General features: G+C 37.7%; 26 protein-coding genes and 1 riboswitch. Of the genes, 18 read left to right on the top strand and 8 right to left on the bottom strand.

What is annotated here, in order from left to right:
- Nucleotides 1–28: 28 nt before the first annotated feature.
- The 3 genes from J2R98_RS10380 to J2R98_RS10370 are packed head-to-tail and all read left to right on the top strand — an operon-like array spanning nt 29 to nt 2,260.
- Complete coding sequence (locus J2R98_RS10380) at nt 29–1,207, top strand: CynX/NimT family MFS transporter (protein WP_307068731.1); 1,179 nt, start codon at nt 29–31, stop codon at nt 1,205–1,207.
- Between the two features lie 13 nt (nt 1,208–1,220).
- On the top strand, nt 1,221–1,838 hold the full coding sequence (locus J2R98_RS10375; RefSeq protein ID WP_307068729.1) for an HD domain-containing protein: 618 nt from the start codon (nt 1,221–1,223) through the stop codon (nt 1,836–1,838).
- A gap of 11 nt (nt 1,839–1,849) precedes the next feature.
- Nucleotides 1,850–2,260 (top strand): nucleotidyltransferase substrate binding protein, encoded by a 411-nt coding sequence (locus J2R98_RS10370; RefSeq protein WP_307068727.1) that lies wholly within the window; start codon nt 1,850–1,852, stop codon nt 2,258–2,260.
- A 39-nt stretch (nt 2,261–2,299) separates the two neighbouring features.
- Here the strand turns inward: J2R98_RS10370 and J2R98_RS10365 are convergent, their stop codons facing one another.
- Together J2R98_RS10365 and J2R98_RS10360 are read right to left on the bottom strand one after the other, a co-directional pair.
- On the bottom strand, nt 2,300–2,692 hold the full coding sequence (locus J2R98_RS10365; RefSeq protein WP_307068725.1) for a DUF1189 family protein: 393 nt from the start codon (nt 2,690–2,692) through the stop codon (nt 2,300–2,302).
- A 105-nt stretch (nt 2,693–2,797) separates the two neighbouring features.
- Complete coding sequence (locus J2R98_RS10360; protein WP_307068723.1) at nt 2,798–3,049, bottom strand: YuzB family protein; 252 nt, start codon at nt 3,047–3,049, stop codon at nt 2,798–2,800.
- Nucleotides 3,050–3,263: 214 nt separating this feature from the next.
- On the opposite strand from J2R98_RS10360, the gene J2R98_RS10355 reads away from it, so the two are divergent.
- From J2R98_RS10355 to J2R98_RS10345, 3 genes are all read left to right on the top strand, one after another.
- On the top strand, nt 3,264–3,986 hold the full coding sequence (locus J2R98_RS10355; RefSeq protein WP_307068721.1) for an EAL domain-containing protein: 723 nt from the start codon (nt 3,264–3,266) through the stop codon (nt 3,984–3,986).
- A gap of 135 nt (nt 3,987–4,121) precedes the next feature.
- On the top strand, nt 4,122–4,703 hold the full coding sequence (locus J2R98_RS10350; protein WP_307068720.1) for a hypothetical protein: 582 nt from the start codon (nt 4,122–4,124) through the stop codon (nt 4,701–4,703).
- 133 nt (nt 4,704–4,836) lie between these two features.
- Entirely contained in the window at nt 4,837–5,775 is a 939-nt protein-coding gene (locus J2R98_RS10345) for a F510_1955 family glycosylhydrolase (protein WP_307068718.1), read from the top strand.
- An 89-nt stretch (nt 5,776–5,864) separates the two neighbouring features.
- Here the strand turns inward: J2R98_RS10345 and J2R98_RS10340 are convergent, their stop codons facing one another.
- Together J2R98_RS10340 and J2R98_RS10335 are read right to left on the bottom strand one after the other, a co-directional pair.
- On the bottom strand, nt 5,865–6,884 hold the full coding sequence (locus tag J2R98_RS10340) for a S66 family peptidase (protein WP_307068715.1): 1,020 nt from the start codon (nt 6,882–6,884) through the stop codon (nt 5,865–5,867).
- A gap of 103 nt (nt 6,885–6,987) precedes the next feature.
- A complete protein-coding gene (locus J2R98_RS10335) occupies nt 6,988–7,401 on the bottom strand; it encodes a DoxX family protein (protein WP_307068713.1) in 414 nt (137 codons plus the stop codon).
- A gap of 88 nt (nt 7,402–7,489) precedes the next feature.
- Here J2R98_RS10335 and J2R98_RS10330 point away from each other — a divergent pair, with 88 nt between their 5' ends.
- Genes J2R98_RS10330 through J2R98_RS10320 form a run of 3 tightly spaced genes read left to right on the top strand, consistent with a single transcriptional unit; the run spans nt 7,490 to nt 9,437 of the window.
- Nucleotides 7,490–8,467 carry an HD domain-containing protein gene (locus J2R98_RS10330; protein WP_307068711.1) on the top strand — a complete coding sequence of 326 codons (978 nt, stop codon included), beginning with the start codon at nt 7,490–7,492 and terminating at the stop codon, nt 8,465–8,467.
- A 13-nt stretch (nt 8,468–8,480) separates the two neighbouring features.
- Complete coding sequence (locus tag J2R98_RS10325; protein WP_307068709.1) at nt 8,481–8,951, top strand: DUF4188 domain-containing protein; 471 nt, start codon at nt 8,481–8,483, stop codon at nt 8,949–8,951.
- Between the two features lie 15 nt (nt 8,952–8,966).
- Nucleotides 8,967–9,437 (top strand): NUDIX domain-containing protein, encoded by a 471-nt coding sequence (locus J2R98_RS10320; protein WP_307068707.1) that lies wholly within the window; start codon nt 8,967–8,969, stop codon nt 9,435–9,437.
- A gap of 48 nt (nt 9,438–9,485) precedes the next feature.
- Here J2R98_RS10320 and J2R98_RS10315 read toward each other — a convergent pair whose 3' ends face one another.
- The gene (locus tag J2R98_RS10315) at nt 9,486–10,268 is read right to left on the bottom strand and encodes a hypothetical protein (protein ID WP_307068764.1); all 783 of its coding nucleotides are present in this window, start codon (nt 10,266–10,268) and stop codon (nt 9,486–9,488) included.
- An 80-nt stretch (nt 10,269–10,348) separates the two neighbouring features.
- Here J2R98_RS10315 and J2R98_RS10310 point away from each other — a divergent pair, with 80 nt between their 5' ends.
- Nucleotides 10,349–10,588, top strand: coding sequence for a ferredoxin family protein (locus J2R98_RS10310; protein ID WP_307068705.1), 240 nt, complete (start codon nt 10,349–10,351; stop codon nt 10,586–10,588).
- Between the two features lie 247 nt (nt 10,589–10,835).
- On the top strand, nt 10,836–11,441 hold the full coding sequence (locus J2R98_RS10305; protein WP_307068762.1) for an alpha/beta hydrolase: 606 nt from the start codon (nt 10,836–10,838) through the stop codon (nt 11,439–11,441).
- Nucleotides 11,442–11,477: 36 nt separating this feature from the next.
- Here the strand turns inward: J2R98_RS10305 and J2R98_RS10300 are convergent, their stop codons facing one another.
- Complete coding sequence (locus tag J2R98_RS10300; RefSeq protein ID WP_307068703.1) at nt 11,478–12,518, bottom strand: C45 family autoproteolytic acyltransferase/hydrolase; 1,041 nt, start codon at nt 12,516–12,518, stop codon at nt 11,478–11,480.
- A gap of 264 nt (nt 12,519–12,782) precedes the next feature.
- Here J2R98_RS10300 and J2R98_RS10295 point away from each other — a divergent pair, with 264 nt between their 5' ends.
- The 7 genes from J2R98_RS10295 to J2R98_RS10265 all read left to right on the top strand — a co-directional run bounded on the left by J2R98_RS10295 (nt 12,783) and on the right by J2R98_RS10265 (nt 21,600).
- Nucleotides 12,783–14,291 (top strand): sodium/proline symporter, encoded by a 1,509-nt coding sequence (locus J2R98_RS10295; protein WP_307068701.1) that lies wholly within the window; start codon nt 12,783–12,785, stop codon nt 14,289–14,291.
- Between the two features lie 186 nt (nt 14,292–14,477).
- The gene (gene trhO / locus J2R98_RS10290) at nt 14,478–15,449 is read left to right on the top strand and encodes an oxygen-dependent tRNA uridine(34) hydroxylase TrhO (protein ID WP_307068699.1); all 972 of its coding nucleotides are present in this window, start codon (nt 14,478–14,480) and stop codon (nt 15,447–15,449) included.
- A gap of 76 nt (nt 15,450–15,525) precedes the next feature.
- Nucleotides 15,526–15,633: riboswitch (SAM riboswitch) on the top strand.
- 86 nt (nt 15,634–15,719) lie between these two features.
- Nucleotides 15,720–16,775: a homoserine O-acetyltransferase MetX gene (metX, locus tag J2R98_RS10285; RefSeq protein WP_307068696.1), complete on the top strand. Its 1,056-nt coding sequence runs from the start codon at nt 15,720–15,722 to the stop codon at nt 16,773–16,775.
- A gap of 12 nt (nt 16,776–16,787) precedes the next feature.
- Nucleotides 16,788–18,104 (top strand): O-acetylhomoserine aminocarboxypropyltransferase/cysteine synthase family protein, encoded by a 1,317-nt coding sequence (locus tag J2R98_RS10280; RefSeq protein WP_307068693.1) that lies wholly within the window; start codon nt 16,788–16,790, stop codon nt 18,102–18,104.
- Nucleotides 18,105–18,118: 14 nt separating this feature from the next.
- Nucleotides 18,119–19,096 (top strand): homoserine dehydrogenase, encoded by a 978-nt coding sequence (locus tag J2R98_RS10275; protein WP_307068691.1) that lies wholly within the window; start codon nt 18,119–18,121, stop codon nt 19,094–19,096.
- Nucleotides 19,097–19,175: 79 nt separating this feature from the next.
- Complete coding sequence (gene yfkAB / locus J2R98_RS10270) at nt 19,176–20,306, top strand: radical SAM/CxCxxxxC motif protein YfkAB (protein ID WP_307068688.1); 1,131 nt, start codon at nt 19,176–19,178, stop codon at nt 20,304–20,306.
- Nucleotides 20,307–20,451: 145 nt separating this feature from the next.
- Nucleotides 20,452–21,600 (top strand): dicarboxylate/amino acid:cation symporter, encoded by a 1,149-nt coding sequence (locus J2R98_RS10265; protein WP_307068686.1) that lies wholly within the window; start codon nt 20,452–20,454, stop codon nt 21,598–21,600.
- A gap of 35 nt (nt 21,601–21,635) precedes the next feature.
- Here J2R98_RS10265 and J2R98_RS14540 read toward each other — a convergent pair whose 3' ends face one another.
- Nucleotides 21,636–21,887, bottom strand: coding sequence for a DUF5316 family protein (locus J2R98_RS14540; RefSeq protein WP_370871976.1), 252 nt, complete (start codon nt 21,885–21,887; stop codon nt 21,636–21,638).
- An 80-nt stretch (nt 21,888–21,967) separates the two neighbouring features.
- On the bottom strand, nt 21,968–22,357 hold the full coding sequence (locus J2R98_RS10260; protein ID WP_017185189.1) for an ectoine synthase: 390 nt from the start codon (nt 22,355–22,357) through the stop codon (nt 21,968–21,970).
- Nucleotides 22,358–22,369 lie beyond the last annotated feature (12 nt).

Below are 22,369 nucleotides of genomic sequence, written 5' to 3'. Positions count from 1 at the left end.
AGAATGTATGAAACAAAGAGGTTAATATATGTTTAAAGAAAACAAACTCAAAACAATATTATTAATTATAGGAATCATATTCGTTGCTTTTAATTTAAGGCCATCGATTACAGCGGTTGGGCCGATTATTGGTGATATAAGAGCGGATATAGGAATCAGTAATAGTGTAGCAGGGTTGCTCACTACTTTGCCGTTGCTCGCTTTTGCTGGATTATCTTTATTTACTCCTAAGTTGTCTGCTCGTTTTGGTAATGAGTGGACGATTTTTATTGGGTTAATTTTGCTTGGCATTGGAATCGTTGTTCGACCGACAGATGCTGTATCGTTATTGTTTATTGGTACTTTTTTAGTTGGTTCAGGTATTGCTATATGTAATGTTATTTTACCAAGTATCGTTAAGCATAAATTTGCTGCCCAAGTTGGTCTTATGACGGGGATGTATACGTTAGCGATGAGTGGAGCGGCGAGTATTGCTTCAGGTATTAGTGTTCCAATAGCTCATGATTTGAATTTCGGATGGCAAGGAGCGTTGTTGTTTTGGGGCGTCATAACAATAGTGGCGATCATTTTTTGGATTCCTCAACTTAAGCCAAATCAAAATGAAAATAATAAACAAATTGTAAACCCGACAGAGAGTTCTGTTTGGTCATCTAAGTTAGCTTGGCAAGTCACTATATTTATGGGCTTGCAGTCTTTTTTATTTTATTGTTTAGTTACTTGGTTACCTGAAATTTTGCATAGTGATGGTATGAGTTTAACTTTATCAGGCTGGATGGTGTCTATTTTACAAATAGTAGGGTTACCGTCAACGATGATTGCACCTTACTTAGCTGGCCGTTTAGTTAACCAAAAGCCGATTATGATCGTCGTTGGTATTTTGTATTTGCCTGGTTTTATATTACTTTTGATTGGCGGACATATATGGATCGTCGTAGCAAGTGTTGTATTATTAGGTGTTGCACAAGGGGCGACAATCGGCTTGTCCCTTACGTTTTTAAGCTTAAGAGCACGTAATGCGAAGCAGGCAGCTAATTTATCTGGTATGGCACAATCAGTTGGTTACTTATTAGCAGCAGTTGGACCGTTTGTTATTGGTTTTATGTTTGATTTAACACGTTCTTGGAATGGACCAATCATAACTTTACTTATTGTATGTGTTGTCATGACGTTCTTTGGCATTAAAGCTAGTCGAAATGTTTATGTGTAGAGGGGGAAGGTATATGAGGCAGGAGATGAAAAATGTATTAGAAGTGATTCATTTAGCTGAAAAGTTAAAAGGTGAAATGCGTCATAGTTGGTTATCTAATGGAAGGCGGGAGAGCGTAGCTGAACATACATGGCGTCTGTCATTAATGGCCATTTTAATTGAGCCATTTTTAGAACGTAAAGTTAATATGCTAAAATTGTTGAAGATGATTACAATCCATGATTTAGTAGAGATTGAAGCAGGCGATATCCCTGCTTTTGATACACTAACGAATGAAGAAGTGAAAGCGGCTAAAGCACATCAAGAACAAAAGGCGATTGAGAGTTTTAGAACAAAACTAAATCATAAACTGGGCGAAGAAGTTGAACAACTATGGTATGAGTTTGAAGAGAAGGAAACATACGAAGCTAAAGTCGCTAATGCTCTAGATAAACTAGAAGCTCAAATTCAACATAATGAAGCGTCTATAAATACGTGGTTAGAGATTGAGTACGAGATGAGTTACTTATTAGATCGACATGTTGGATTTGATGAAGCGATCACAACGCTTAAAGACTTAATTGAAGAAGAAGCGGAGCAAAAAATGAAAGAAGCACATGTTGATGTTAGTGAAATTAAAGCAAAGCTATAAGGAGAAATATGATGGAGTCAAGTAAAGAACTAAGATGGAAACAGCGATTTGATACGTTTGAACAAAGCTTTCTAATGCTGGCTCAGTATAGTGAAGAAATATTTGAAGATGACTTAGAAAAAGCGGGCTTTATTCATATGTTTGAAGTGGCGTTAGAGCATGGATTAACTACAATCATTGATTATTTAGACGCTAAAAATGGAGTCAAAGTGTCATCACACCGACAGGCTATTAAAGAATCCGCTCAATATGATTTCATTGCAAAGGAACATGATTGGATGAAGGCGTTAAACAGGCAGAACCTCACTTACTATATTCATACGAAGAAAGTCATTGAACAATTGGTTGTCGATATTCAAGCTCAATACTATGAGCAGTTAAAGCACTTTTATGTAACGTTAAAAGAGGAAAAAGAGTCATAAAAAAGAGTTGTTTTGAAATCGAATAGGTTTCAAAACAACTCATGTTTTTCGTTTAGGGAATACAGTGATCATTTGATATAGCAATACGTGCAATAGTATAAAAGGTAAAACTAATAAAAGAATAGAATCTAATTGTAGCGCTCTTAGTATAATGGTTAACATTACAGGGATCGTAAGTGCGTATGCTGTCATTTTCCAAAGTTGTTGAAAAGCAAGCTTACGTCTCATGAAAGATCGAGTTACATAAGCAATGCCAGCGTGAAGCGATACACCTGCAACCATTAAAAAAGCAACTAAAAAAGGATAAATGATAATGAGTTGCGTAATAAATAAATCAACTGGAATAGAGCGTTCACCAATTATATAATTATACGTGATTCTAGTCGCATCAGGTAAACAAATTAAAAACATTAAAACTAGAATGTAAATCATTGTATCCCGCATGCTTTCACGATTTAGAGAAAATAGAGCCTTTTTGCTTGGAAGCTTCAGGCTGTTCTTGAAAATTCTAACTAACCCCATATTGTTCATCCTCTATTAGAATTCATTAAATGCTGTCAATTCTTCATCGATCGCTTTTTTAATCTTTTCAACACATTGTTCAGGTGTTTTCCCGAAAATTCGTTTATTATTCACAAGGGCAAACGGGCGCACGGCACACATGCCACATTGATTTAAACAAGTGTTTTCAATTACGTCGACTTCAGGGTATTCTGATTCAATGATTCCTTCAAGATCTACTTCAGTCATTAAGTTCCCATCACATATTTCAACTAAAACAATACCCATCTTAATACCTCCCAACTATATAGTGGGCCAACCCCTATTATATCGTCTTTTTTATTATTACCCAAAAGAAAAACTTAACAGTTCTGTGGCGAAACAGTTGTCGATTAGTGTAATATATTCATATAAAAGTTTTATAGGTATATTGAAGTGAACAAGTTTACCTATTATTGGTAACGGGTAATGATAAAAAACCTTTAAAAAGGGGTTGTTAAATATGTCTAATAAAAGAGTGAAGCAGTTAATTGAAGGTAAAAATTTCTTTCATGTTTTTCAGCCGATTCACAATTTAATAGAGAAACGAATTATAGGGTATGAAGCGTTGTTTCGTTCACAGTTATTTGATGCACCAGAACAAGCATTTCGTTCAGCGGATTCGTATGATCAGTTATTTGAGTTAGACAAGTTATCGGTAACTAATGCGGTCAAATACTTTTCTAATTTCCGCTTAGAAGGAGGCGAATTGTTATACATTAATGTCTTTCCCTCAACGGTAGGGCGACCTGAGTTTGTTCCTTTCATAATTGATTTAGTAGACAGTACAAGTCTAAGGAGAGGTCAGGTCGTAATAGAATTAGTCGAACTTGAAGCTATAAAAAGCTTGGATGATTTAAAGTATAATACGAGAAACTTAAAGGATAGCGGGTTTAAGTTGTCGATTGATGATGTTGGAAAAGGTTCTTCCTCCTTTCGGTTAATGATTGAATTAGAACCTCAGATTGTGAAGATAGACCAATATTTTATTAGGGAGTTACCTCACTCGACGTTAAAGCAAAAAATGATTGAATCATTAGTTGGTTATTGTTATGAAACTGAAACGGATTTTATATTAGAAGGTATAGAAACGGCGCGAGAATTGGAAGTTGCCAAGCAGCTAGGGGTACGAAAGGGTCAAGGTTATTATTTAGGAGAGCCTGCTCCTTTAGAAGTGAAGTCATAGGTTTTTATGTTACTTTTAGTTGAATTTTTTGTAAATTTATTTCGAACCACGTAGTTTTTTGTTGACATTTGTAGTATACAAGGTTTAAAATTAGCCCTAGTTAAAATTTTTTGAATTTTGGGAGGGGTTTCAGAGATGAAAAAATACTTAGCGTTTTTACTTGTTGCGATTATGGTATTAGCAGCATGTAATGGCGAAGACCAAGTCGAAGAGCCAGAAGAAAATGAAGACGAGACAGAAGAAGTAGAAGAAAACGGCTCTGAAGAAGAGGCTGCAACAGAAGAGAGTGTTGAAGACATCGGCTTAGAAGCTGTTCGTACTTACAGTGATGTAATTGGTGAGGTTTATGAGCCAGGTGCAGAGTCTGACTTTGGTTCTGCAGAGGAGTTAGCTGATTATTTAGTTGAAAATGCTCCGATTTCTGAGCGTCAGGCTGATGAAATTGCTGGCCTTGCGCTTGAAGAAGATGGAACATGGGTTGAATTAGATCACGCTTTAACACTTGAAGAAGACGGTGCATCAAGACTTGATGTTGTTGAGCTAATGGAAGGTAACGTTCAAATTAGTAAAACAATTGACGGTGACGTTGAAGAAAACCGTGGTCATTACATTTATAACGTAAGAGATATTGATGGTGAATGGTTAATTGATAACTTCCACTTCGGTTATTTAGATGGTGAGCATCCTGATGACCAAGAGGAAGAAGAGGAAGAATAATATTAAATCTTGACTACATGTGTGTAGTCAAGATTTTTTTATTCAAAAAAATTTCAAAATGATAACTTTCCTTTGGCCGAAAGAAGTGAGTATAATAAATATGGGATATTTTATAATGGTTGGAGGTAAAGTTATGCGAGTATTGGTTGTAATGGTTAGTGTAGTTGTTGTTTTGTTAGGTAGTATTTGGTTTATTCAAGATAGTGAATCAAGTGATGATATTTCTTTTAAACATATACATGGTTTAGGCTTTTCTGAGAATGGAGAACTTTTAGTAGCTGCTCACGATGGTTTGAATATAAAAGATTCTGATTGGTACGAGGCTGATGATCGACCGTTGCATGATTACATGGGTTTTTCTGTTTATGACTCAGGTTTTTATAGTAGTGGACACCCAGAGCCAGGTTCTGATTTAGAAAACCCTTTAGGGCTAGTGCATAGTGATGACCAAGGCCAAACACTAGATGTCCTTGGGTTTCATGGTGAGATTGATTTCCACCGCTTAACCGTAGGGTATTACACTGAGGACATTTTACTATTTAATCCGGAAAATCATCCTAATTTAGGTGAAGTTGGGTTTTATTATTCAACTGATCAAGGGAAAAGTTGGGATGAAGTAGAAGCTAATGGTTTAGAGAGTGTGCAGATCACGAATGTTCATAATCCTGAAGTTGATATTGCTGTACACCCAGAAGAAGAGGGTGTATTTGCTGTTTCATCTCTTGATGGCGTATATATTTCAGATGATTATGGACAAACCTTTGAACAAATTAGTGATATCCCTGGAGGGGTAGCTGTAACATTTGATTTTAATAACCAATTGGTTATATCTACTGTTTCGTCAGAATTAATAAAGGTAAACCTAGATACTTTGGAAAGTGAGTCGATGACAGCTCCACCAACTGGTGAAGATATCATAAATTATATTGCTAATGATCCTTCTGACTCAGATCTATATGCAGTTGCATCTTTTATACCGAATCAGCCAGATGAAAACTTATATATTTATATTACCGAAGACGGTGGTCAAACTTGGGAAATTAGTGTTGAAGAAAGTAAAGCTGTGCAATAATGTGAAGAAGAAGCGTTAACCCATACAGGTTAACGCTTCTTTCTGTAATAAGTCGATCTTGAAAAAATGAATTGGTCGTTAAAGTGTTTCTATGACTTGAAAGTTTGATTAATAGTCCCTTTTCCTTCCTTCACGTGAACCGTTGCAATAGCTCCATTTACAAAAGTAATTTGAGGTGGCATGTGACCACAGTCGATATCATATGCGACTGGTACGCCGCATTCAGAAGAGATTTCTTTGTATACGTCTTCGGCTAAATATCCATCTACTGGTGTGTTGGCATTACTTCGACCGAAAAGTATGCCACTACAATGATCAAACCAGCCTGCGTAACGCATTTGTGTTAACGCTCTTTTCAAGTCTGGTGTAGCAAGGTCACAGTTTTCTAAGTACCAAATAATTGGTTCGTTTTCTTTTAAGTATTGTTGTTTAAAGTGATCCACATCGCCATATGGCGTTCCTACTAGGTGATGAATCACATCAATGCAGCCTCCAAGTAAACGTCCCTCAACATGAAGAGAATCCCCGTTGATGACTTTCCAGTTGGTTCTCTCGGTTAAATGAAAAATGTGATATGTTGGGTTGTTAAAATCCCACTCTTTTTGGTATTGTTCCGAGCTGTATTGTTTAATAGTTTCATTCTGTTTGGTTTTTAAAACGTCTTCCCATTTTGATGTGGTTGGATCTGAATATTTTCCGCGGATGTCTACAATGTTTGTGCCATGAGCTGTAGCAATACCAGTTTTTAGAGTGATCGACAAAAGTAACGCGCTCGTATCAGAATAACCTAAAATCCATTTTGGGGGAATATTACTAAAATCTATATGTTCTAAAACTTCAATTAAAAGCTCTCCACCCCAAGGCGGGATTATCGCATCAATAGAATCATTGAGGAGCATTTCTTCAAGCTCTTTTGCTCGCTTTTTAGCTGTAGCTGACTTCGATTTAGTTTGGGTCCATGCCGTATCACCCAAAATAGTTTGATAACCTTTTTGCTGCATACTTGTTTGTACTTCATAAAGTAGATGATGTAATGGTTCAGGCACACCAGAAGAAGGTGCAGACACACCGATTGTAGCTTGATTAGGAAGATTTGGGTATTGGATCATTTTGGCTCCCCCTTATTGTTTTTAATATCATAACATAAGTATTTGTTTTGAATAGAGGGTTTTTAGAAAAATGTTCCAAATTATTTAACTATCCTGTATAATGTTATTCACTGAGTTGATCCTTCCTTTGAAAAAGGTAAAAATCTAAAGAATAGCGTGAAGCTGGTCCGACATTTAGTAGGTGAATCGCGATAGCCAAGAGAGCTAAGTCAAACTCATATCCTGCTGAGCTTCCATCCCCAAGAAAACCAGCACTTAACTTCACTGAGAATAGAGCTCCGACTAACAGCAATATGAAAGCACCTGAAAAAAAGCGTGTCTGAAATCCTATAATCAATGCAATACCACCAATGACTTCTAACCAAGCAACTAAGTATGCTAACACCCCTGGTAAGCCTAAGCTACTAAACCACATCGCCACTTGATCAAGACCTGTTTGAAACTTGTCCAATCCATGAACGAGAAAAATTAAACCTAACACAATTCTTAACACCGCATTCGTTGTTTGATGATTCATACTTGTCCCTCCAATCCTCTTTATCATAAGTGTATTCATGAAGGTAGAAAAAATATTATACTAGTTTATAAGTTTGGAGGTTGGAATTATGTTAATTACAGATCAACTTTACGGCAGTTACGAGTTAGAAGATGTATTACAGGAATTAATAGAAAGTAAGCGAGTTCAAAGGTTGAAAGGGGTTCATCAAGGGGGAGCTAGTTATTTAGTAAAACCGAAGTGGGACGTGACACGCTTTGATCATTCTTTAGGCGTTATGTTACTAGTGAGAAAGCTTGGTGGTTCACTAGAAGAACAGATTGCGGCACTTTTACATGATGTTTCTCACACAGCGTTTTCTCACGTCGTGGATTATTTACTAGAGCATGACAATGAGGATTATCATGAACAGATTTATGAGCAGTTTATAAAACACTCAGGCATTCCAGTTATATTAAAGAAGTATGGATTTCAATACGAAGACATTTTGCTAGATGATTCGAAGTGGACTTTGTTAGAACAGCCGGCACCTGAATTATGTGCAGATCGAGTCGATTATACGTTAAGAGATATGACACAGTACGGGCAAATAACGCTTCATGATGCTCATACGTTTTTAGAACACTTAATTGTAGTTGATGGGAAGATGTATTTGGATAATTTACGAGTAGCGGAATGGTTTGTTGAAACTTATTACAAAGAAGTGATCGACTTTTTCATGGATCCTCTTAACATATATGGAAACGACCTGCTGGCAAGAGCATTAAAACTTGCATTAAACAAGGGGATTATTCACCGCGAAGATTTTATGAAAGAAGATGAGCAGTTATTAGAAAAAGTTAGAAGTTCAAACGATTCAGAGGTTATGAGTTTGCTAGAACAATTGCAGCCTGGCGCTCACGTAATGAGTGATGAAAACGATTATGATATACATAAACAAGGTAAAGTTAGACTTATAGATCCATCTATTCTTTGTGAAGGAAAGTTGGTTAAAGCATCAAAGCGTTCTAATCAAATTGAGTTGATGAATCAAGAAGCATACAAAAAGTCAGTTGCAGGAGCATACGTTAAAGTGCTTATAAAATAGAGGAGGAGAGTAAGTGGCTAGTATTGACAAAGGACGATATACAAACAATCAAGAACGTGAAGAAGTTGTTGTGTTTCTAATTGGCATGCATATTAAAAAGTGGTGGGCTGTTCACAAATGGCTCCCTGTCTTGTTGGCAATGCCTCCTATGTTAAAGGAATTAAGTGAACATGAAGAGTTGGGTTGCTTAGCTTTCGAAAACTTTTGGCGATTTAGAACGACATTATCAGTTCAGTATTGGAGGTCAGAAGAGGAGCTTTTAGCTTATTCAAGGAGTGAGAAACACTTAAAGGCATGGCAAAGGTTTAATCGTAAAGCTCGAAATAATACTAGTGTTGGAATCTATCACGAGAATTATATTGTTACTGAAGGCAATTTCGAGTCAGCTTATGTTAATATGCCTCGCTTTGGTTTGGGGAAAGCTGTAGGAAAACAACCGATGAATAATGATACAGCAACAGCTAAACAAAGAATTAGGTTATAGTAATAGGAGGTTTATATGAGTACGCACATTAGAATTAGAGCTGGAGCAATTATTATAGAAGATGAATCGATACTATTAGTAGAGTTTAATGATGAAACAGGTGTACATTATAATTTTCCCGCAGGTGGTGTAGAGCCGAATGAATCAGTTGTTGAAGCGGTGAAGCGAGAGGCGATGGAAGAAGCAACAGTTGATGTTGAAGTTGGTTCATTAGCCTTCACTTATGAGTATGCTCCTCATTTATGTAACTATCGTTTTGGAGAATTGCACCAAGTTGGGGTGTTTTTTAATTGTTCGATTAAAGAAGGTTCCAATCCTAAGCTTCCAATGAATCCCGATCCTCATCAAACGGATGTGAAATGGGTTCCTTTAAAAGACCTACATAAAATAAGTTTATTTCCAAACATGAAACAACAAATATTGAGTTATGTAAAGGACCCTAGCCATGTGGAGTTTATTGAAGAGCGTTTATTAGAAAAAAAGTAAGCAGGTGTCGGAAAACGACACCTGCTTTTAATATGCTATCTGTTTTAATTATCTGTTAGGTCCACCAGGTCCGTGGCCATTGCCATTACCGGGACCATTTTCGTTTCCAGGACCTCCAGGGTTGCCATTACCAGGCCCGCCTGGGTTTCCGTTACCAGGTCCTTGATCAGTTACAATCGTAAGTTTACCTTCAGCTTCAGCTGTGCTTTCATTACCGAAGTCATCTACTGCAATCACTTGGATTACAGCGCCGTCAGCTTCAAGGCCTTGTGGAATTGTCCAATAACCGACATAATGACCTTCCTCAGTTTCTTGCATAGGAAGTTCCTCAGTGTTTTGGATATTCGTTAGCGGCATGTACACCTTGAATGATGCATCAAGACCAGGCTCACTATCGAATGTGATCATCACTGTTTCACCAACTTTAACTGTTTGGTCTTCTGTTGGTGTCACATTTTCGATTTCAGGTGCTGTAAAGTTAACTTCAACTGTTAACGACGCAACTGTTTCGTTACCAGCTTTGTCAGTCGCGATGACTTCAATGTCATTTTCACCTTCATCAAGCATGATGCGGTGAGAATACTGGCCGTCTTCAACTGACGCGTCTTCTCCGTTAACTTTAACAGTATCTAAGTTTTCATCTGAAACTTCACCTTCAACAGTGAAGGTTTCTGTGTTTAATTTGTCACCATCTTCTAGGTTATCAACCGTTAGGTGAGGAGCTTCGGTATCTAGTGTTACTGTAACACTTTCAGATTCGTTCGCTAACTCATCATTAGCATAAGTGACAGCTGTTAGTTCGTTATCGCCTTCAGAATAAGTGACTAGTATAAAGGATAGTGGAGTTAGTACTTTAACAATGGGTTACTTTTAAGTTAGAATAAATTAAGATAGAAGGAGGGTAAAAAAAGATGGCATTTGTAATTACAAGCCCTTGTGAAATGGAAAAGGCAGCTGAATGTGTCGATGTATGTCCAGTTGATTGTATAGAAGAGGGGAAAGATCAATTTTATATTGATCCTGATATATGTATTAATTGCGGTGCGTGTGTCTCTGTATGTCCGGTTAGCGCAATAGTTGAAGATCTAGAGATGCTTCCAGCTGATGAGAAATATTTAGAAAAGGCAGAAGAATTTTTTAAGAATAAATAAAAGTTCTCTTCATTTTAGAAGAGAACTTTTTTCTGTTTAGAGCATTGACATAATCCAACTAATAACAACGATCGCACCGATGATCATTAAAATGGTTCTAATCATAACTTTCACTCCTTGAAAGGCTTTGTTCGTAAATTCCCCTAAATAAATGAAATTTAAACATTGGTGTGTTTATTTTGAATTCAAGATAATTGTTATGGTATTATGAAGCTACCATTTTCGGAATGATAAAAGGGGGCGCGTAATAATGAAACATATATTTAAAGAGGGTACAGATCTTTCTAAACCGACACTCTTGCTATTACATGGAACTGGTGGGACGGAAGAAGATTTACTACCGTTAGTTGATCATATTGATCCCGAGGCGAACGTTTTAAGTGTTCGTGGGAACGTATCAGAGAATGGAATGCCACGCTTCTTTAGACGTTTAGCAGAAGGGGTCTTTGATGAAGAGGACCTCATTTTTAGAACGAAAGAGTTATATGAGTTTTTAGATCAAGCAGCAAAGGATTATGGCTTCGATCGTCATAACGTAATTGCAGTTGGTTATTCAAATGGAGCTAATATTGCTGGAAGCTTAATGTTCCATTATCAAGACGCGTTAAAAGCAGCAAGTTTACATCATCCAATGGTTCCTCGACGTGGAGTCGAATTGCCGGGTTTAACAGGTAAAAGCGTCTTTATTGCAGCAGGAACAAATGATCCAATTTGTCCAGCTCAAGAATCAGAAGACCTTAAAGAGCTGCTTGACGATGCTGGTGCTAATGTCCAATTACACTGGGAAAACCAGGGACACCAATTAAACTTAGGTGAAGTAAAAGCAGCAGCTGAATGGTATAAAAGTTTATAATGAAAAAGCCTGAAGCAGAGTAGCTTCAGGCTTTTTTTAATCCATATGAGCAAACGGAAGAGCGGTATCAACTTCGCCTTTGATTTTGCTAATGCTAAAGTCATTTCCGTTCAACCATGTATCAAAATTAAATTTGACGGGTTCTGTATCTCCACCTAGAGCAAACCAAGCTTCACGTTGTTTTGGTAAGTAGGCAGAAGTGTGGATGGTGCCAGCCCAACTTTTGTATTTGTCAGAGAAAACGCCTTGATTGCGGTCATTCATTAATCTGAATGCGTCATTTACACTCATGTTCGCTTTTCTTTGTGAGTTAATAGTGTCCATTCGCTTATACGAATCATCCAAATGATGGCGATTTTCTTTCGTTAAATGTTCAAAATGATTGGTGCAGACATTTGATTCACGAACGTGTACCCCACGTGGGCTCGTTTCGACAACATACGTTTGCCCACTTGGATCAAGTAATATGTAACTAAATGCATTCCGATGTGGAATGTCTTTTAGTAATTGAACAGCTTCATCAACATTTGCACACGTGTCTAAAATAATTCTACCAATCATATAGCAGACGAACCCATCTTTTGGGCTTTTTCGGTGGGTAAAGTTGTATGCCATGACTAACCCTTTTTCATTCATACCGTCCATTCGTCCGGTAACACGAGAAGTGGGGCCAATTATTGCGTAACCGTCGTCATTTGGCTGAAACAGGCTATATCGTCCTTCGTAAGTTTGTGGCTGATAATCGTAATTTCGAATCATGTAATCTTCTTCAGTCATAATTGAGCAGCCACTTTTTCTAATCTCAGTTCGGTAACCTCCAAAATCACGTAACACTTCTTCCATCGGTAGTTCTAATCCTTCGCGCAACCCTTCTAACTCTTGCCACATGTTAGGTGCAAACAGCATAAACTTGTCCTTAGCTTCATATACATCAATTGAAAACCGTGGTCTTCTAATCTTCCAATGTTTCAGGCGGTTTTGGATTGTTAGTGTGTCTTTTAATTGCTTTCCTTGTTCATAACCAAAGTCGTAGTGACTACCTCTAAATTGAATAATTTCACTATATATTTGCTTCATCTTAGTTCAATCCTTTTCAAAAATGGTGTTTTAATTATACAAGAAATAGTCGAAATAGGCGAAAATTTGTAGAATTACATTTTATTTTGTTGAATTTTTAAAATATTTTGTTACTATTTAAACGTATTTATAACTTTTATAAAGGGGGAGTTAGATGGGATTTAATCTAGATATGGTTTTAGGCTTGTTTGTTATTCCTCTATTTATTTTGTTTTTGGGTGTACTAGCCTATGTACATTCATCTAAAAAGGAGCGTGATCGTACATGAGCGCGCATCCGATGACGATCACAGTGTTAGTCGTTTATTTGCTTTTATTAGTTTTTATAGGTTTAATGTCGGCGCGAAAAAGTTCACACGGTTTAACGAGTTATTTTTTAGCTGGGAGAAAGTTAAACAAATTTGTCGTTGCTTTAAGTGCTGTAAGTTCAGGAAGAAGTTCGTGGTTAATTTTAGGTGTAACTGGTACTGCCTTTGCAACCGGCTTAAACGCTGTATGGGCGATTGCTGGTTATATTACTGTTGAAGTATTTATGTTTTTCTATGCTGCAAGGCGATTTAGAATTTATAGTGAGAAAACGGGAAGTATTACTGTTCCAGATATTTTAGAAAGTCGTTATCGCGACCGTTTCCGTTTATTAAGAATTGTTAGTGCGGGTATTATCGTATTTTTCATGGTTGCTTATGTTGGAAGCCAGATTGTTGGGGGAGGAACAGCTTTCTCTTCTACTTTAGGGATTTCCTCTAGTGCGGGTATGTGGCTAACAGCTATTATTATTTTAACTTATACGTTATTAGGTGGATTTCATGCTGTTAGTAAAACAGACGTACTTCAAGTTAGTTTGATGTTTTTCTCGCTTGTCATTTTACCAATTGTTGCGATTTTTCAACTAGGTGGCGTAGGGCCGATCTTAGATGCCATGCATGCACAAGGTGATGGATTTACGAGTTTAATGACGTTCGGTTTTGGTGCGATCGTTGGTTTATTAGGTATTGGGTTTGGTAGTCCTGGTAACCCTCATATTTTAGTGCGTTATATGTCATTAAACAATGTCAAAGAGATGAAACAAGCAGCTTTAATCGGGACTATTTGGAACGTTGTCGTTGGTTGGGGTGCTGTATGGGTTGGCCTTGCAGGTCGTGCTTTTTTCGAAGGACCTGAGGCGATGCCAAACGGAAACCACGAAGCAATCTTTACCCAACTAGCAGATGCTGTTTTTAATCCATTCTTTATGGGAATCGCTGTAATTGCGATTTTAGCGGCGATCATGTCGAGTGCTGATAGTCAGTTACTAGTTGGGGCAAGTGCTATAGTTCGTGACATTATTGATAAACTGTTTGGTAAAGGTAAAGAAATGTCTCAAGAGAAGCTCGTCACGTATAGTCGGTTTGCTGTATTAGGAATTATGGCACTGTCAGTATGGTTGGCATTCTCCGCTGAAGAGTTTGTCTTCTGGATGGTATTATTTGCATTCGGTGGACTAGGTGCATGTTTCGGCCCTGCCTTATTATTAACGTTTTATTGGAAGCGAACAACTGGTGCAGGGGTACTAACCGGCATGATCTTAGGATTATTAACCGTCGTGTTAGTAGCACAGCAACCTGAGTGGACATATGCTATTGCTGATTTTGAACAGTTATCAGCCGATCTACTTTTCGGTGTAACGTATGAAGCTGTTCCTGGCTTTATCGTCGCAACCTTATCGACAGTCATTGTCAGCCTATTTACAAAAAAACCAGAAGACGCTGAACAAGTTGTAGATGAGTTAAAGTAAAACCAAGCCCTCACAAGTGAGTAAGCTCACTGTGAGGGCTTTTTTTATTGGTATGAAAAACTCAATACGTTTCCATAAAATCACTCAGTTTATTTAATTGAACCTTGAGCAATGTTATTGTATAATACAGTGTTGATTTGTCTATATAAAATAAACTATAAAATATATTAAAGCAAGGTGGTCAATATGTCTAATAAGGATTACAGAGTGTTGCTTTATTACAAATACGTTCAAATTGATGACCCAGAAACGTTTCGTGATGAGCATTTACAATTCTGCGAAGATCTTGGTTTAAAAGGTCGAATTATCGTCGCTGAAGAGGGTCTGAATGGCACTGTTTCAGGAACTGTTGAACAAACGAATCAATATATGGAAGGGTTACGTGCTGATCCGCGTTTTGAAGATATGCCTTTCAAAATTGATGAAGCGGATGAACATGCCTTTAAGAAAATGCATGTTCGTCATAAAGACGAAATTGTTAATTTAAGTTTAGGTGATGATGACATCAACCCTAATGAGCAAACAGGTGAGTATTTAGATCCTAAAGATTTCTACAAAGAGATGAAAAAGGAAGATACAATCGTTTTAGATGCACGTAATGATTACGAGTATGACATTGGACATTTCCGTGGAGCGATTCGTCCAGATATTCGCAACTTCCGTGAGCTTCCTGAATGGATTAAAGAAAATAAAGAATTATTAGAAGGTAAGCGTGTGTTAACGTATTGCACAGGTGGAATTCGTTGTGAAAAGTTTTCAGGTTGGTTGAAAGAAGAAGGTTTTGATGACGTTGGTCAACTTCATGGTGGTATTGTCAGTTATGGTAAAGATCCTGAAGTAAAAGGTGAACTATGGGATGGACAATGCTATGTGTTTGATGAGCGTATTAGTGTTCCAATCAACCAAGTGGAGCACAACGTTGTAGGTCGTGACTATTTCACTGGTGAACCTTGTGAACGTTATATTAATTGTGCGAACCCGGATTGTAACGAACAAATTCTTTCTTCAGAAGAAAATGAACATTTCTTTTTAAGAAGTTGCTCCCATGAATGTCGTGTACACCCTCGCAACCGTTATATTGAAGAACACGGTTTATCAGAAGAGGAAGTACAAGCGAAAATGGCGTCAATTGAAGAGTACGAAAAACAGAAAGTATAAATATTCGTTGACATGGTTATAAATGCCATGATACTATGCATATAATTTAATATTAATAATTGAATAACAATTTTGACTCTTATCAAGAGTGGCAGAGGGACTGGCCCGATGAAGCCCGGCAACCTTCAAACAACGGTTTGAAAGGTGCTAATTCCTGCAAAGCATTTGCTTTGGGAGATGAGAGAGACAAATAGTTTTGTATATTTGACCTCTCTATCTCAAAGGTAGGGAGGTTTTTTGCGTTTCAAAAGTTTTGAAAAGGAGGAGGTGATGACAATTAGCAAAAGTGAAGAAAAAGTTGTCATCCCTAATTTCACTTTAGAATCAGGTTATACGTTTAAAGAAGTTGAGTTGGTTTATGAAAAAGCAGGCAATAATGAAGGACCAGTCATCTTGGTGTGCCACGCTTTAACAGGAAACCATAAAACGGTTGGTACAGGTGGTGAGCCTGGATGGTGGCGTGGTCTAATCCATGAGGACGGTTATATTAATTTAAATCATTACCAAGTGATCACGTTTAACGTGTTAGGGGGATGTGATGGTTCAACAGGGCCGAAATCGATTAACCCTCAGACAAATGAGCCATTCGAAGCTAACTTTCCAAACGTCACTGTTCGTGATTTAGTTGAGATTCAGTTTTTAGCATTGAAGAAGTTAGGGATTAATTATTTACGTGCTGTCATCGGGGGTTCTTTAGGTGGGATGCAAGTGTTGGAATGGGGGTTTATGTACCCTGGCTTTGTCGGTATGATCGTTCCAATTGCAGTAACCCCTCAGTTTAGTGATTACGCTATTGCTTTTAACCACATTTCAGCAAAGGCTATAAAGCAAGACCCTAGTTGGCAGAGGGGTGAGATACCTAAAGAGGGATTAGGATTAGCGCGTGAAATTGGTATGATTACGTATCGTTCAGCGCCACTGTTTCAAGAAAGGTTCAATCGAAAAAAGACAAATGAAGAGTTTGAAGTTCAATCTTACTTAAATTATCAAGCTGATAAAATCATTGAACGTTTTGATGCGAACAGTTATTTAACATTGTTAAATGCAATGAACAACCATGATGTTGCTAGTGGAAGAGGGAGTTATGAAGTGACGTTAGAACAGTTAGAAGTTCCAGTTGTGGCCCTTGGATTTCAACATGACTTACTGTATGCACCGGAAGCAATTAAATACTTTGTTGACGACATTAACTTATTAGGCGGTTCAGCTGACTATTATGAAGTTGAGACAATCTTTGGTCACGACGGGTTTTTAGTAGAGTTTGACAAGTGGGGTCACATCATTGAGAAAGCGTTAAATAAGTTTACATTTAAAATTAATAAATAGGAGTGGTGAGTAATGAGTCAAAAAGATTATCGATTAGAGACAATTGGAGTACATGGTGGATTAGAAGCGGATCCGACAACAGGTGCAAGAGCACTACCGATCTATCAAACGAATTCGTATAAGTTTGATAGTACAGAACATGCAGCTAATTTATTTTCATTACAAGAAGAAGGTTTTATTTATTCTCGTATCGGTAACCCCACAGTTGGTGCTTTAGAAGAACGTGTGGCTCAGTTAGAAGGTGGAGTTTGCGCATTAGCATTCTCTAGTGGTATGGCGGCAATCTCAGCAGCGATTTTTAACATTGCAGAAGCGGGTGATGAAATTGTTGCTGCATCAACGCTGTATGGGGGAACATATAACTTATTTTCAACAACGTTACCGAAACATGGTATCACGACACATTTCGTTGACCCAACTGAACCAGATAACTTCCGTCAGGCGATTACACCAAAAACGAAAGCTATTTTTGCTGAAACTATCGGAAATCCTGGCTTGCACGTATTAGATATCGAACGTGTCGCAGAAATTGCTCATGAAGCAGGCGTGCCGTTAATTGTAGATAACACGTTCCCTTCACCATATTTACTACGCCCAATTGAGTTTGGTGCGGATATTGTTGTTCATTCAGCGACAAAATGGTTAGGCGGTAATGGAACAACATTAGGTGGTGTGCTCGTTGATGCCGGTCAGTTCGATTGGAATTCCTCGAAGTTCCCTGGGTTCACTCAACCTGATCCAAGCTATCACGGGATCGTTTATGCTGAAGCATTACCTGAAGCAGCTTTTATTACGAAAGCGCGTGTTCAAGTGTTACGCGACACAGGGGCTTCTTTGAGTCCATACAATGCGTTTCAAATCGCATTAGGGTTAGAAACGTTACATGTTCGTATGAAAGAGCATGTTGCAAACGCTAGACGGATCGTTGAATATTTAGAACAACATCTGGGTGTAGATTGGGTATTGTATCCAGAAAAAGATGATCATCCTTCCAATGAGTTAGCGCAAAAATATTTACCAAAAGGTGCTGGGTCAATTGTTGTTTTCGGTATTAAAGGTGGTCGAGAAGCAGGGTCTGAAGTGATTAATCAAGTGGAACTGTGGTCTCATCTAGCTAACGTAGGTGATGCAAAAAGCTTAATTATTCACCCAGCAAGTACGACTCATCAACAGCTAAGTGAAGAAGAAATTGTTCAAACAGGTGTCACTGACGACCTCATTCGTTTATCAGTTGGAATCGAAAATGTTGATGATCTAATTGAAGACTTAGAGCAAGCGATTAAAGCTGCAACTGGTGAATCATCACAAGTTGAGCGTGTGAATTCATAAAAAGGAGGCAACAAATGGGTTCGGTTAACGTAGCTTTGTTAGGTTTTGGCACAGTAGGAAGTGGTGTGTATGAGTTAATTGAACGAGAGCAAAAAAGGTTGTCTGAATCGTTAAGTGGCTCGATTAATATTGTCGCCGTACTAGTAAAAGATGACTCGATTAAGCGAAATGTGCCTAACGATGTTTTAGTAACATCTAATATTGATGATATATTAGCTCAACCTGTAGATGTTGTAGTTGATGCTATTGTTGGTGTTGAACCTGCCTTTACTTACTTGTGTAAGGCGATTGACCAAGGGTGTCATATTATTACGGCGAATAAAGAAATGTTCGCTTATAAGGGGTTTGAACTTAAGGAAAAGGCCAAAGAGCATCGTGTAGCTGTTCACTATGAAGCGACAGTTGCTGGTGGTGTGCCTGTTATTCGAACGATCAGTCAGTTGATTTCAGTTAACAAAGTTGTTCATGTCGAAGCCATTTTAAATGGAACATCAAACTACATTTTAAGTGAAATGAGAAATAAACAGATTGATCTAAATACAGCTTTACAAGGAGCTCAACAACTTGGTTATGCAGAGGCTGATCCAACTAATGATATTGAAGGGTTCGATGCCTTTTATAAAGCGGTTATTTTAGCAGAGTTAGTAACGGAAGAGCGTGTTAATTTCAATCGGGTATTTCGTCACGGGATTACAGCTTTAAAACAAGAAGATGTGGTTAATCAAAGTTTGAAAGGTCACCGTGCAAAACATATTGTTACGTTAACAATTGAACAAGGTGAAGTAAATGTAACAGTTGAACCTAGATGGGTTACGACAGAGCACCCTTTATATGATGTAGAAGGGGTTAACAATGGTGTTCTCATAACTAGTCAATACAACGGCCAACTTAAACTTGAAGGTCCAGGTGCAGGTAAACTTCCAACCGCTAGTGTAGTCGTTGAAGATTTAGTCCATATATTTAGGCATGAACCAAAAATAGTCGTTAACTAGTTGCGAGTGGCATGCGTTCATCTCATAGAATTTGTGTTAGAATAGTGAAGGATTTTCCTATGAGAAAGGACGTTTTTCAATGAGCACAACATACAAAACCCCACTTTCACCTCAATATGACCCTTGGGAAGCCTATATGGATATTGAAGAACATGGTGAAATGGTGTTATCGAACATTGAATTTACAACGACTCATTTATGTAATATGCGTTGCCGTCATTGTGCGGTAGGTGACACGTTAATGAAGAAGGATCCAGACGCTTTGCCAATTGATTTATTACTTAAAAGACTCGATGAAGTCTCCCACCTTAGAACGTTAAGTATAACAGGTGGCGAACCGATGTTATCGAAAAAGTCAGTAGATGAATACGTTGTGCCTTTATTGAAGTATGCACACGAACGAGGTGTACGTACACAAATCAACTCTAACTTGACGTTACCATATAGTCGTTACGAAGCGATTATTCCATACTTAGATGTTTTACACATCTCGCATAACTGGGGAACAGTAGAAGAGTTCGCAGAGACAGGGTTCGCTCTAATGGATCGTAAGCCATCGTATGAAAACCGTGAAATGTATTTTCATAGAATGGTCGAAAACAGTCAGAAATTATCAGAAGCAGGCGTCATGGTTTCGGCTGAAACGATGTTAAATAAGCGAACATTCCCTTATTTAGAAAAGATACATGATCACATACTAGAAATGGGATGTGCACGACATGAAATTCACCCAATGTATCCAGTCGACTTCGCTAGTGATTTACAAACGTTGTCACTAGATGAAATGCAAGAAGCGATTAACCGCCTGCTTAATCACCGTGATGAAAAGGTATGGATGCTGTTTGGTACAATGCCGTTTTACCCTTGTAATCATTCGGAGAAAGACTTAGAACTATTGAAAAGGTTAGACCAAGCAAACAATGTAACAGTTCGCAATGACCCAGATGGGCGTTCTCGTTTAAATGTTAATATTTTTACGGGCGAAGTGACAGTAACAGATTTTGGAGATGAACCTTCCTTAGGCAATGTTCAGGACACAAAACTTTTAGATTCATATCATCAATGGTTAAGCACAAAGACAGCCCAATCGTTGAATTGTCATTGTCCAATCGCTAAATGTTTAGGCCCTAACGTGTTAGTGAAAAATACGTATTATCAAGAAGTTGACTTTCAACAAAATCAGGCAAAAATTGAAATAAAAAATCGTTAAAACTCGGTCTGAATGGCCGAGTTTTTTTGTAATATAAATTTGATAATTCTGATTATTTAAAATACCATTGTATATTCCGACATTAAACAGTAATATAGAGTTAATATTCATAAAATTGTCATGAAAGAGGAAGGAGCAACAAGAAATGAAGTTAATCATCAAATTAATTGCTGGTATTATACTAGGTATTATTGTTGGACTTATAGGGATTGAATGGTTAACAAGATCGTTAATTACATTTAGCGACTTATTTGGACAGTTTATTGAGTTCATGATTCCATTAATTATACTGTTCTTTATTGCTTCAGGTGTATCAAAGCTTGGGCAAGGTTCTGGTAGGTTAGTAGGCTTAACAGTTGGTACAGCTTACACGTCGACGATTTTAGCAGGTATTGCTGCTTTCTTTATCGCAACGTTAATTATGCCAATGGTAGCTTCGGAGCGATCTGCACCAGAAGAAGGTAGCGCATTAGAAGGTTATATTGATTTAGCTATTGATCCTTTAATGGGTGTTATTACAGCGTTAATATTAGCCTTCACATTCGGTATTGCGATGGCTAAGTTAAATAGTGAGACGTTAATTCGTGTATTTGATGAAGGTAAGTCTGTAGTGGAGTTAGTTATTGTGAAAGTGATTATTCCATTACTTCCATTCTTCATTGCTGGTATCTTTGCTGAGCTTGCCTCAGAAGGTACAGTTTTTGATACGTTAAGAGTGTTTGGTGTTGTATTAGTCGTAGCGATTGCAACTCACTGGGCTTGGATTATACTACAGTATACAGCTGCTGGACTTTATATTGGTAGAAATCCATTCAGCTTGCTTAAAACAATGTTACCAGCGTACTTTACTGGTTTAGGTACAATGAGTAGTGCTGCGACCATTCCGGTTACGTTAAGACAATCAAAGCAAAACAATGTGCGTGAAGAAGTAGCGAACTTTAGTGTTCCGTTAAGTGCAACGATTCATTTATCAGGTAGTGTTATTACAATTGTCAGCTGTACAGTTGCAGTGATGGCTGTATTAGATGGCTACACTGTACCGAGCTTCTTTGAGATGTTACCGGTTATTGCAATGTTAGGTATTATTATGATTGCAGCTCCAGGTGTTCCAGGTGGTGCGATTATGGCGGCAATTGGAATTTTAGGTTCAATGCTAGGATTTACTGAAGCAGCAATTGCGTTAATGATCGCTTTATACATGGCGCAAGACAGCTTTGGAACAGCAGCTAACGTTACAGGTGATGGTGCTATTGCACTGTTCGTTGATAAATTTACAAGTAAATTTAAAGGATAAAATAAAGGCAACCTCGACAGTGAGGTTGCCTTATTTTAATATGTCAATAATCCGATTATAATCATCAAGACTAGTAATGTTGCATTGGGTGAGCTTATGAGTAGAAGTCTTTTAATCCACGTATCTCTACTGTAGCGATCTTGTTGTGTTTCAGTATGATAGTTAGCTCTTACGCGATCTCCGCGATTAAGAGCACCTGTTAATATACCTGCTATAATCAGTGGAACAATTGCACCTACACTAATGATAGTCAGTGGAACATTCCAATTACCAGTAAAAGTCCCAATTAATAAAGCGACAATTGTTATTGCTAACCCAAATCCAACATAAGAAAAATGCTTGATAATAAATCGCCCCTTATAATTTATTAGTCTTCATCTACAGGGTAGACGCCATTTTCATCATGAACTTCTTTACCTGATAGAGGTGGATTAAATACACAAACAACGCGCATATCTTCACTACCACCACGTAATAAATGTTCATCATGTTCATCTAAAGAGTATACTGTACCTGGTGTAATTTTATAGACTTTACCATCTTTTAATGTCTCAACTTCACCGTCACCTTCAATACAGTAAACAGCTTCTAAATGGTTTTTGTACCAAATGTGAGTTTCAGTTCCTGCCTTAATGACAGTGTCATGTAGTGAGAAGCCCATACCATCTTTCTTTAAAAGTAGACGACGACTTTCCCAATTTTCACCTTTTACTTCGTTTTCTGATCCGATTACATCTTGTAGTTTTACAATTTTCATTAGTAGATTTCT

The sequence above is a fragment of the Alkalibacillus filiformis genome (genome assembly GCF_030814115.1).
GTDB lineage: Bacteria > Bacillota > Bacilli > Bacillales > Alkalibacillaceae > Alkalibacillus > Alkalibacillus filiformis.
The sequence above is the reverse complement of the archived record's forward strand: the minus strand, read 5'-3'. Positions and strand labels throughout refer to the sequence as shown.

What these genes read in the sequence shown, in the direction of transcription:
- J2R98_RS10380 (WP_307068731.1), top strand. Translation starts at nt 29, where the DNA reads ATGTTTAAAGAAAACAAACTCAAAACAATATTATTAATTATAGGAATC.
- J2R98_RS10280 (WP_307068693.1), top strand. Translation starts at nt 16,788, where the DNA reads ATGAGTCAAAAAGATTATCGATTAGAGACAATTGGAGTACATGGTGGA.
- J2R98_RS10310 (WP_307068705.1), top strand. Translation starts at nt 10,349, where the DNA reads ATGGCATTTGTAATTACAAGCCCTTGTGAAATGGAAAAGGCAGCTGAA.
- J2R98_RS10365 (WP_307068725.1), bottom strand. Translation starts at nt 2,692, where the DNA reads ATGATTTACATTCTAGTTTTAATGTTTTTAATTTGTTTACCTGATGCG.
- J2R98_RS10360 (WP_307068723.1), bottom strand. Translation starts at nt 3,049, where the DNA reads ATGGGTATTGTTTTAGTTGAAATATGTGATGGGAACTTAATGACTGAA.
- J2R98_RS10265 (WP_307068686.1), top strand. Translation starts at nt 20,452, where the DNA reads ATGAAGTTAATCATCAAATTAATTGCTGGTATTATACTAGGTATTATT.
- J2R98_RS10295 (WP_307068701.1), top strand. Translation starts at nt 12,783, where the DNA reads ATGAGCGCGCATCCGATGACGATCACAGTGTTAGTCGTTTATTTGCTT.
- J2R98_RS10260 (WP_017185189.1), bottom strand. Translation starts at nt 22,357, where the DNA reads ATGAAAATTGTAAAACTACAAGATGTAATCGGATCAGAAAACGAAGTA.
- J2R98_RS10345 (WP_307068718.1), top strand. Translation starts at nt 4,837, where the DNA reads ATGCGAGTATTGGTTGTAATGGTTAGTGTAGTTGTTGTTTTGTTAGGT.
- J2R98_RS10375 (WP_307068729.1), top strand. Translation starts at nt 1,221, where the DNA reads ATGAGGCAGGAGATGAAAAATGTATTAGAAGTGATTCATTTAGCTGAA.
- trhO (WP_307068699.1), top strand. Translation starts at nt 14,478, where the DNA reads ATGTCTAATAAGGATTACAGAGTGTTGCTTTATTACAAATACGTTCAA.
- J2R98_RS10370 (WP_307068727.1), top strand. Translation starts at nt 1,850, where the DNA reads ATGGAGTCAAGTAAAGAACTAAGATGGAAACAGCGATTTGATACGTTT.
- yfkAB (WP_307068688.1), top strand. Translation starts at nt 19,176, where the DNA reads ATGAGCACAACATACAAAACCCCACTTTCACCTCAATATGACCCTTGG.
- J2R98_RS10300 (WP_307068703.1), bottom strand. Translation starts at nt 12,518, where the DNA reads ATGAAGCAAATATATAGTGAAATTATTCAATTTAGAGGTAGTCACTAC.
- J2R98_RS10340 (WP_307068715.1), bottom strand. Translation starts at nt 6,884, where the DNA reads ATGATCCAATACCCAAATCTTCCTAATCAAGCTACAATCGGTGTGTCT.
- J2R98_RS10330 (WP_307068711.1), top strand. Translation starts at nt 7,490, where the DNA reads ATGTTAATTACAGATCAACTTTACGGCAGTTACGAGTTAGAAGATGTA.
- J2R98_RS10355 (WP_307068721.1), top strand. Translation starts at nt 3,264, where the DNA reads ATGTCTAATAAAAGAGTGAAGCAGTTAATTGAAGGTAAAAATTTCTTT.
- J2R98_RS10350 (WP_307068720.1), top strand. Translation starts at nt 4,122, where the DNA reads ATGAAAAAATACTTAGCGTTTTTACTTGTTGCGATTATGGTATTAGCA.
- metX (WP_307068696.1), top strand. Translation starts at nt 15,720, where the DNA reads ATGACAATTAGCAAAAGTGAAGAAAAAGTTGTCATCCCTAATTTCACT.
- J2R98_RS10335 (WP_307068713.1), bottom strand. Translation starts at nt 7,401, where the DNA reads ATGAATCATCAAACAACGAATGCGGTGTTAAGAATTGTGTTAGGTTTA.
- J2R98_RS10320 (WP_307068707.1), top strand. Translation starts at nt 8,967, where the DNA reads ATGAGTACGCACATTAGAATTAGAGCTGGAGCAATTATTATAGAAGAT.
- J2R98_RS10275 (WP_307068691.1), top strand. Translation starts at nt 18,119, where the DNA reads ATGGGTTCGGTTAACGTAGCTTTGTTAGGTTTTGGCACAGTAGGAAGT.